Below are 7,956 nucleotides of genomic sequence, written 5' to 3'. Positions count from 1 at the left end.
CCGCGGCCCCCGCCGCAGCACCGAGCTTCAACAAGGGCGACACCGCCTGGATGATGGTCTCCACGCTGCTGGTGATCATGATGACCGTGCCGGGCCTGGCGCTGTTCTATGGCGGCCTGGTCCGCAGCAAGAACATGCTGTCGATCCTGATGCAGGTCATGGTCACGTTCTCGATGATCGTGGTGATCTGGATGATCTACGGCTACAGCCTTGCCTTCACGGAAGGCAATGCCTTCATAGGCGGGTTCGACCGGCTCTTCATGAAGGGGATGTTCGATCCGGCCACCGGCGTGTTCGCGCCGGGCGCAACCTTCAGCAAGGGCGTCTACATCCCCGAGCTGCTGTTCGCCGCCTTCCAGGCTACGTTCGCCGGCATCACCTGCACGCTGATCGTCGGTGCCTTCGCGGAGCGCGCCAAGTTCTCGGCCGTGCTGCTGTTCATGGTCCTGTGGTTCACCTTCAGCTATGCGCCGATCGCGCACATGGTCTGGTTCTGGATGGGCCCGGACGCCTACACCGGCAAGGAAGTGGTCGATGCGGTGAACGCCAAGGCCGGCCTGATCTGGCAATGGGGCGCGCTGGACTTCGCAGGCGGCACCGTGGTGCACATCAACGCGGCCGTTGCCGGCCTGGTCGGTGCGTTCCTGATCGGCAAGCGCGTCGGCTACGGCAAGGAAGCCTTCACGCCGCACTCGCTGACGCTGACCATGGTCGGTGCCTCGCTGCTGTGGGTGGGCTGGTTCGGCTTCAACGCAGGTTCGGCCCTCGAAGCCGGCACCAGCGCCGTGCTCGCCTTCATGAACACCTTCTCGGCGACCGCCGCGGCCGTGCTCGCATGGTCCATTGGCGAAGCACTGATGAAGGGCAAGGCCTCGATGCTGGGCGCCGCTTCTGGTGCAGTCGCCGGCCTGGTGGCCATCACCCCGGCCGCCGGCAACGTCGGCCTGATGGGCGCGATCGTGATCGGCTTCGTCGCCGGCTTCGCCTGCCTCTGGGGCGTGCATGGCCTGAAGAAGATCCTGAAGGCGGACGACTCGCTGGACGTGTTCGGCGTGCACGGTGTCGGCGGTATCGTCGGCGCGCTGCTGACCGGCGTGTTCAACACGCAAGCCCTGGGCGGCCCCGGCGCCGTGAGCGACTGGGTGACGGCCACCGTGGCCACCACCGAGATCGGCCCGCAAGTGTGGATCCAGCTGAAGGCTGTCGTGCTGACCATCGTGTGGTCGGGCGTGGTCTCGTTCATCGCCTACAAGATCGCCGACCTGACGATCGGCCTGCGCGTGACGGAAGAAGAAGAGCGCGAAGGCCTGGACATCTCGTCGCACGGCGAAACGGCATATAACCGGTAACCCCCGAAGTGGCGCGTGCCGCGCCACCTCCCCCCTGCTGGGGGCGATACCAGCGGCCCGGCAAAGCCGGTTCCGCGGTGTTTCACGAACGAGCATCGAGCCACCTTCGGGTGGCTCTTGCTTTTGGAGGGGAGTGAACTGGTTCATAGGCACTGGGGCGGGCGGGGCATAGAGTGCGCGCATGGATGCTGCCGTGCTGGAAACCGACTACCTGGTGATTGGCGCCGGCGCCAATGCCATGTCCTTCGTCGACACGCTGCTCGACGAGACCGGTGCCGACATCGTCATGGTGGACCGGCACCACCGGCCGGGCGGGCACTGGAATGATGCATATCCGTTCGTGCGGCTGCATTCACCGTCCGCTTTCTACGGCGTCAACTCGCGCGAACTGGGCAGGGGCGGAAAGGACCTGGTGGGGCTCAACCAGGGGCTGTCGGAACTGGCTTCCGGCGCCGAGGTGGTGGATTACTTCGACCGGCTGATGAACCAGCGCTTCCTGTCCTCGGGGCGGGTGCGCTACTTCCCGATGTGCGAGGTCGATGCAGGCGGCGGGCGTTCCGGCTTCAGCTCGCTGCTGACGGGCGCGAGGCAAGCGGTGACGGTGCGCCGCAAGATCGTGGATGCGACCCACGCGCGCACCGAAGTGCCTTCCACCCGCCCACCGCCTTATCCGGTCGCGCCGGGCGTGCGCTGCGTGCCGCCGAACGAACTGCCGAAGATCGGCCGGCCGCACCCGGCCTACGTGGTGGTCGGCTCGGGCAAGACCGGCATCGACACCTGCCAGTGGCTGCTGCAGAGCGGCGTGGCGCCCGGCGCGATTCGCTGGATCGTGCCGCGCGACGCGTGGTTCCTGGATCGCGCCGCGGTGCAGCCCGGCATGGACAGCTTCGACCCAACCTTTCTCGGCCTGGCCCGGCAGATGGAGGCGGTCGCCGATGCCACCTCGATTTCCGACCTGTTCCTTCGACTCGAGGCGGCGAATCAGGTGTTGCGCCTGTCGCCGGCCATCGAGCCGACGATGTACCGCTGCGCCACCGTCGCGGCCGCCGAGATGCGGGAGGTGAGGCGTATCGAGCACATCGTGCGCCTCGGACACGTCCGGTCCATCGAGCCGACGCGGATCGTGCTAGAGCGCGGCGCCGTGCCGGCCGCACCGGACTGGCTCTACATCGATTGCACCGCCAACGGCATACCCGCGCCGCGAGTCACGCGCGTGTTCGACGGCGACACGGTCAACCTGCTGATCGTGCGCACCTGCCTGCCGGCCTTCAGTTCGGCGCTGATCGGGTTCGTGGAAAGCCTGGACATCGACGACACGGAGAAGAACGCTCTTTGCGCCAGCATCCCGCCGCCCAGCGTGCCGGCCGACTGGCTCCGCATGCTGGCCATCGGTCTGGCGAACGGGCAGCGCTGGGCCAGGCATCCGGCCGTTTCTGAGTGGCTGGGCCGCGCTCGGCTCAACACGCTCGGCAACATGGTGCGCGGCATCGATGAAAGCGATGCGAACCGGCAGGCGCTGCTGCGCCGCTATCGCACGGCGACGAAGCAGGCGGCCGCGCGGCTGCCGGAGCTGCTCATGACATGAGCCCACCCCCGATGCGCCTGGGGCGCTTGGGGCGACCGCCAGCGCCGGCTGCTCTTGCGGGTCGACGAATGCGCGCTACTCGGCGCGAATGTCGTTGTTCTTGACCACGTCGCCAAGCAGCTTGTAGTAGTCCTTCGTGAGCTTGGCCAGGTGCTCGGGCGTGCCGCCGCCGGCCTCGTCGCCGCGGTCGGCGATGGTCTGCTGGACCTTGGGGTCCTTGAAGGCGTTGTTCATCGCGTCGTTGGTCTTCTTCACGATGTCCGCCGGCAGGCCGCCCGGGCCGTAGAGGCCGATGAAGGAGATGATCTCGAAGTCCTTGATGCCGCTTTCCTTCGCGGTCGGCACGTTGGGAAAGGCCGGTACGCGCTTGGCGCCGGTGGACATCAGCGCCTTGAGCTGCCCGGACTTGAGCATGGGCGCGACCACCGACGAGGCGTCGAACATGCACGGGATGCGGCCGGCGATCAGGTCGATCATGGCAGGGCTGCTGCCCTTGTACGGCACATGGCTCATCTTCGGCTTGCCGATGCGCTCGCGGAACAGTTCCATCGCGGTCTGCACCAGGCTGCCCGGGCCGCCCGAGGCGTAGTCGACGGTCTTGCCGGCCTTGTCCTCCGCCTTGATCCAGGCGATGAATTCCTCGACGTTCTTCACCGGCAGGCTGGCCGGCACCACCAGCATCAGCGACGAGGTCAGCAGCAGGCCGATGGGCGTCATCTTGAGCGGGTCCGCCACCGGCGTGTTGCGGTAGGTGTGCGGGTTCAGCACCATGTTGCTGCCGTTGCCCACGAGCAGCCTGTAGCCGTCCGGCGGCGACTTGGCGACGTAGTCGGTCGCGATGTTGCCGTTGACGCCGGGCTTGTTGTCGATCACGACGCCCTGGCCCAGGCTGGTCTGCATGCCCGCCGTGAGCACGCGGCCGGCGAAGTCGGTCTGCCCGCCGGGCGGATAACCCACCACCAGCGTCACCGCCTTGTTCGGCCAGGCGCCCTGGGCGGAGGCAAAGCCCGGAAGGGCGCTGGCGGCGCCCCCCAGGCACAGTTGCAGCGCACTGCGGCGCGACAGCGAAGTGTTCGACGGGGGAGTTTTCATGGTCAGCTTCCAGTCAGGTCTTGGCAGCCGCATCATAGGCGTCGGGTCCGCGTGCGCAAGGGCTCTGTAGGGGAGAGGCATGCGCCGCGCTTGCCCCCACAATGCCTGCATCATGTGGCAGACCCTCCCCGGCACCCTTTGCGAACTTGGCGAATCGCCTTTCTGGCATCCCCAGGAACAGTCCCTCTACTGGATCGACATTCCCGGCCGGTGCATCCTGCGCACGCGCGGCGCGATCGGGCCGGATGTGGGCGTCGAGCGCTGGGCGCTGGCCGAGGAGCCCGGCTGCATCGCGCCGGCCCGCCGCGGCGGCCTCGTCATGGCCTTGCGCAGCGGCATCTACCGTGCCCGGGAATGGGGCGGCGCGCTCCAGTTGATGGCGGCCGCCGACTACGACACCGCGACCATGCGCTTCAACGACGGCAAGTGCGACCCGCTCGGCCGCTTCTGGGCCGGCACGCTGAACGAGCCCAAGACGCAGCGCAACGCCACGCTCTACTGCCTGGACGCACGCGGCGGGCGCACGCCAGTCGTGTCGAAGATGGCCAATGACGCCACCACCGCCAACGGCCTTGGTTTTTCGCCCGACGCCGGCACGCTGTACTGGTCCGACACCGCCGCGCATGTGGTGCGTGCCTGGGACTGGGCCGGGGACAGCAACACGCTCTCGCGCGAGCGCGTGTTCCACCAGTTCGCCGCGAAGCGCGACGGCTGGAGCGCTGAGAGCGGCGTGCCGTACCAGGGCCGGCCTGACGGCGCGACAGTGGATGCGGCCGGCGACTACTGGTCGGCCATGTTCGAAGGCGCGCAACTGTTGCGCCTGGCGCCCGACGGCGCGCAGCGTGAAGCCATCGCGCTGCCGGTGCAATGCCCGACCATGCCGTGTTTCGGCGGCGACGACCTGCGCACGCTGTTCGTCACGAGTGCGCGCAAGGGGCGGCCGGCCGCCGAGCTGGAGCGCCTGCCCGCTTCGGGCTGCGTCGTCATGCAGCGTGTCGAAGCCACAGGCCTGCCGGTCAATTTCTTCGACGAATGATGGCATGTCCCTCCAGCACATCCCGCCGATCCAGTGCCTGCTGACCTTCGAGGCCGTGGCGCGGCTGCGGCATGCGGGCCGTGCGGCCGATGAACTCTGCGTGACCGCCAGCGCGGTCAGTCACCGCATCCGCCAGCTGGAATCCCATGTGGGCCTCAAGCTGTTCGGACGCAGCGACTTCAGCCTCACGGCCGACGGCGCGGCCTACCTGGCCAACGTGCGCACCGGGCTGGCCGCATTGCAGGCCGTGCCGGGCGGCAGCAAGTCCACGCAGCGCGCGACGCGCCTGCGCGTGGCGGTCACGCCGACCTTCAGCCGTCAGTTCCTGATGCCGCGGCTGGAAGCGTTCCGAAATCTGTACCCCGACATCGACCTGGTGCTGCAGGTGTCGATCCCGCTGCTCGACGTGACCGGCGAACAGGCCGACCTCGAGGTGCGCTACGGTCCCGGCGCGTATGCCGACTGCGAGCACCGCCTGCTGATCGAGGAGCCGGTGGTGCCGGCCTGCAGCCACAGCTACCTCAACGAGTTCGGTCCGTTCGACGGGTTTCGCACCGAGGCCGAGATCGCCAGCGCGCGCCTGATCCGCAGCCCGTTGGAGCCCTGGAGCACCTGGTTCGCGAGTTGCGGCCTGGTCCAGCCGGAGCCGCAAGTCGGCTCGCAGTTCAACGACCTCGGGCTGGTCTATGACGCGGCGGCCAGCGGCTTCGGCGTGGCGCTGGTACGGCTGAAGCTGGGCGCGGCCTGGCTCGAATCGGGGCGGCTCGTTGCGCTGTCGGACCGGTCGGTGCTGTCGCCGCACAAGCACTACATCTGCTGGCAGCCGGGCGCGCTGGAGCGGTGGCAATGCGCGGCGTTCGTGGACTGGATAGGCGCTGCGCTGAAGGTGTGAGTCTTTTGGCCGTGGTCACCGATCGCGGGCCTGCGGTCTTCAGGGCCGCAAAATTTCCTCAAAGGCAACGCAAAAATCGCTCAACCCGCGCGGCGCGCAAGTGCCTAGAGTCACGGACACAACATCCGGAGACACAACGCATGACCTGGCAGCAGATCTACGACCCGTTCGGCAACATGATCATTTCCACCGCGCTGGCCGCAATCCCGGTGGTGGTGATGCTGGCGTGCCTCGGCTTCTTCCACATCAAGGCGCACATCGCCGCGGGGCTCGGCCTGCTGGCCGCGCTGGCGGTCGCGGTGTTCGCCTATCGATGCGCAGTCGATCGTGGTCGCCTCCACCGCCACGCGCTGGTTCGACCATGAAGGCGACATCCTGCGCTACGTGTTCTTCCACTCGATCGCGCTGGCGTCGCTGGTGGGCCTTTACGTGACCATGCAGGCCTATGTCTGGCCGTTCACCTTGATGGTCGTTCGTTGAGAATCACGCCATGAACGCTCCTGTCACGCCCACGCAGCACGCCGAGATGTCGAAGTCCGAACGCCAGTCGCAGGTGGTGCGCGCGTTGCAGGCGGACCTGCCTGCACATGCGCTCATCTGGCAGGCCGAGGACACCACGCCTTATGAATGCGACGGGCTGACCGCCTATCGCGCACGTCCGTTGGTCGTCGCACTGCCCGAGACGGCCGCCCAGGTGCAGGCCGTGCTCAAGACCTGCCACCGGCTCGTTATGCCAGTGGTCGCACGCGGCGCCGGCACCGGCCTCTCCGGCGGCGCCATGCCGCACACCGCGGGCGTGACCCTGTCGCTCGCCAAGTTCAACAACATCCTGGAGATCGATCCGGTCGCGCGCACCGCCAGCGTGCAGTGCGGCGTGCGCAACCTCGCGATCAGCGAAGCCGCCGCGCCCTACGGCCTCTACTACGCGCCGGATCCGTCGAGCCAGATCGCCTGCACCATCGGCGGCAACGTGGCCGAGAACTCGGGCGGCGTGCATTGCCTCAAGTACGGCCTGACCCTGCACAACGTGCTGCGCGTGCGCGGCTTCATGGCCGATGGCGAGCCGGTGGAGTTCGGCAGTGCCGCGCTCGATGCCGCGGGCCTGGACCTGCTCGCGCTGGTGGTCGGTAGCGAAGGCATGCTGGCCGTGACCACCGAGGTGCTGGTCAAGCTGGTGCCCAAGCCGCAACTCGCGCGCTGCATCATGGCCAGCTTCGACGACGTGCGAAAGGCCGGTGACGCGGTCGCGGCGGTGATCGCGGCCGGCATCATCCCGGCCGGCCTGGAGATGATGGACAAGCCCATGACCGCCGCCGTCGAGGACTTCGTGCGCGCAGGCTACGACCTCACGGCCGCCGCGATCCTGCTGTGCGAATCCGACGGCACGCCGGAAGAAGTCGAGGAAGAGATCGGCCGCATGAGCGAGGTGCTGCGCCGTTGCGGCGCCACCGCCATCGCGGTCAGCACCAGCGAGGACGAGCGCCTCAAGTTCTGGAGCGGCCGCAAGAACGCCTTTCCCGCCTCCGGCCGCATCAGCCCCGACTACATGTGCCTGGATTCGACCATCCCGCGCAAGCGCCTCGCCGACATCCTGCTGGCGATCCAGGAGATGGAGAAGAAATACAACCTGCGCTGCTGCAACGTCTTCCATGCGGGCGACGGCAACCTGCACCCGCTGGTACTGTTCGATGCGAACGACCCGGACGAGCTGCACCGCTGCGAACTGTTCGGCGCCGACATCCTGGAGACCAGCGTCGCGATGGGCGGCACGGTGTCGGGCGAGCATGGCGTGGGCGTGGAAAAGCTCAATAGCATGTGCGTCCAGTTCACCGCGGCGGAGAACGAGCAGATGTTCGGCGTGAAGCGCGCCTTCGACCCGGGCGGCAACCTGAATCCCGGCAAGGTGATCCCGACCTTGCAGCGTTGCGCCGAGTACGGCAAGCAGGTCTTCCGCGCCGGCGCACAGATGCCCTTCGCCGACCTCCCGCGTTTCTGATGAGCA

Annotated in this window: 7 protein-coding genes and 1 pseudogene; 7 read left to right on the top strand and 1 reads right to left on the bottom strand. The window is 67.7% G+C overall.

Annotated features, from left to right (window positions below; genetic code table 11):
* Positions 1–1,349 (top strand): ammonium transporter (locus tag HCU76_RS15875; protein WP_305729953.1); only part of this gene is annotated, 1,349 nt, incomplete at its 5' end.
* A 181-nt stretch (positions 1,350–1,530) separates the two neighbouring features.
* A complete protein-coding gene (locus HCU76_RS15870; protein WP_218509917.1) occupies positions 1,531–2,934 on the top strand; it encodes an FAD/NAD(P)-binding protein in 1,404 nt (467 codons plus the stop codon).
* Between the two features lie 75 nt (positions 2,935–3,009).
* On the opposite strand, the gene HCU76_RS15865 is transcribed toward HCU76_RS15870, so the two are convergent.
* Entirely contained in the window at positions 3,010–4,026 is a 1,017-nt protein-coding gene (locus HCU76_RS15865) for a tripartite tricarboxylate transporter substrate binding protein (protein ID WP_218509916.1), read from the bottom strand.
* A gap of 112 nt (positions 4,027–4,138) precedes the next feature.
* On the opposite strand from HCU76_RS15865, the gene HCU76_RS15860 reads away from it, so the two are divergent.
* The 5 genes and pseudogenes from HCU76_RS15860 to HCU76_RS15840 all read left to right on the top strand — a co-directional run bounded on the left by HCU76_RS15860 (position 4,139) and on the right by HCU76_RS15840 (position 7,950).
* Positions 4,139–5,062 carry an SMP-30/gluconolactonase/LRE family protein gene (locus tag HCU76_RS15860; protein ID WP_218509915.1) on the top strand — a complete coding sequence of 308 codons (924 nt, stop codon included), beginning with the start codon at positions 4,139–4,141 and terminating at the stop codon, positions 5,060–5,062.
* Between the two features lie 4 nt (positions 5,063–5,066).
* Positions 5,067–5,954, top strand: a complete 888-nt coding sequence (locus tag HCU76_RS15855) for a LysR substrate-binding domain-containing protein (RefSeq protein ID WP_218509914.1) — start codon at positions 5,067–5,069, stop codon at positions 5,952–5,954.
* Positions 5,955–6,094: 140 nt separating this feature from the next.
* Positions 6,095–6,319: a hypothetical protein gene (locus HCU76_RS15850; protein WP_256354202.1), complete on the top strand. Its 225-nt coding sequence runs from the start codon at positions 6,095–6,097 to the stop codon at positions 6,317–6,319.
* Positions 6,264–6,434: pseudogene (locus HCU76_RS15845) on the top strand (L-lactate permease); the annotation flags it as partial. The gene HCU76_RS15850 and the pseudogene HCU76_RS15845, both read left to right, overlap by 56 nt.
* A gap of 10 nt (positions 6,435–6,444) precedes the next feature.
* The gene (locus tag HCU76_RS15840) at positions 6,445–7,950 is read left to right on the top strand and encodes an FAD-linked oxidase C-terminal domain-containing protein (RefSeq protein ID WP_218509913.1); all 1,506 of its coding nucleotides are present in this window, start codon (positions 6,445–6,447) and stop codon (positions 7,948–7,950) included.
* Positions 7,951–7,956 lie beyond the last annotated feature (6 nt).

The organism is Variovorax sp. dw_308, from assembly GCF_019207085.1.
GTDB lineage: Bacteria > Pseudomonadota > Gammaproteobacteria > Burkholderiales > Burkholderiaceae_C > Variovorax.
This window is presented reverse-complemented; position numbering and strand designations above follow the sequence as displayed.

Excerpts from the sequence above, each read along its gene's own strand:
- HCU76_RS15840 (WP_218509913.1), top strand. The coding sequence starts at position 6,445 with ATGAACGCTCCTGTCACGCCCACGCAGCACGCCGAGATGTCGAAGTCC.
- HCU76_RS15870 (WP_218509917.1), top strand. The coding sequence starts at position 1,531 with ATGGATGCTGCCGTGCTGGAAACCGACTACCTGGTGATTGGCGCCGGC.
- HCU76_RS15855 (WP_218509914.1), top strand. The coding sequence starts at position 5,067 with ATGTCCCTCCAGCACATCCCGCCGATCCAGTGCCTGCTGACCTTCGAG.
- HCU76_RS15850 (WP_256354202.1), top strand. The coding sequence starts at position 6,095 with ATGACCTGGCAGCAGATCTACGACCCGTTCGGCAACATGATCATTTCC.
- HCU76_RS15865 (WP_218509916.1), bottom strand. The coding sequence starts at position 4,026 with ATGAAAACTCCCCCGTCGAACACTTCGCTGTCGCGCCGCAGTGCGCTG.
- HCU76_RS15860 (WP_218509915.1), top strand. The coding sequence starts at position 4,139 with ATGTGGCAGACCCTCCCCGGCACCCTTTGCGAACTTGGCGAATCGCCT.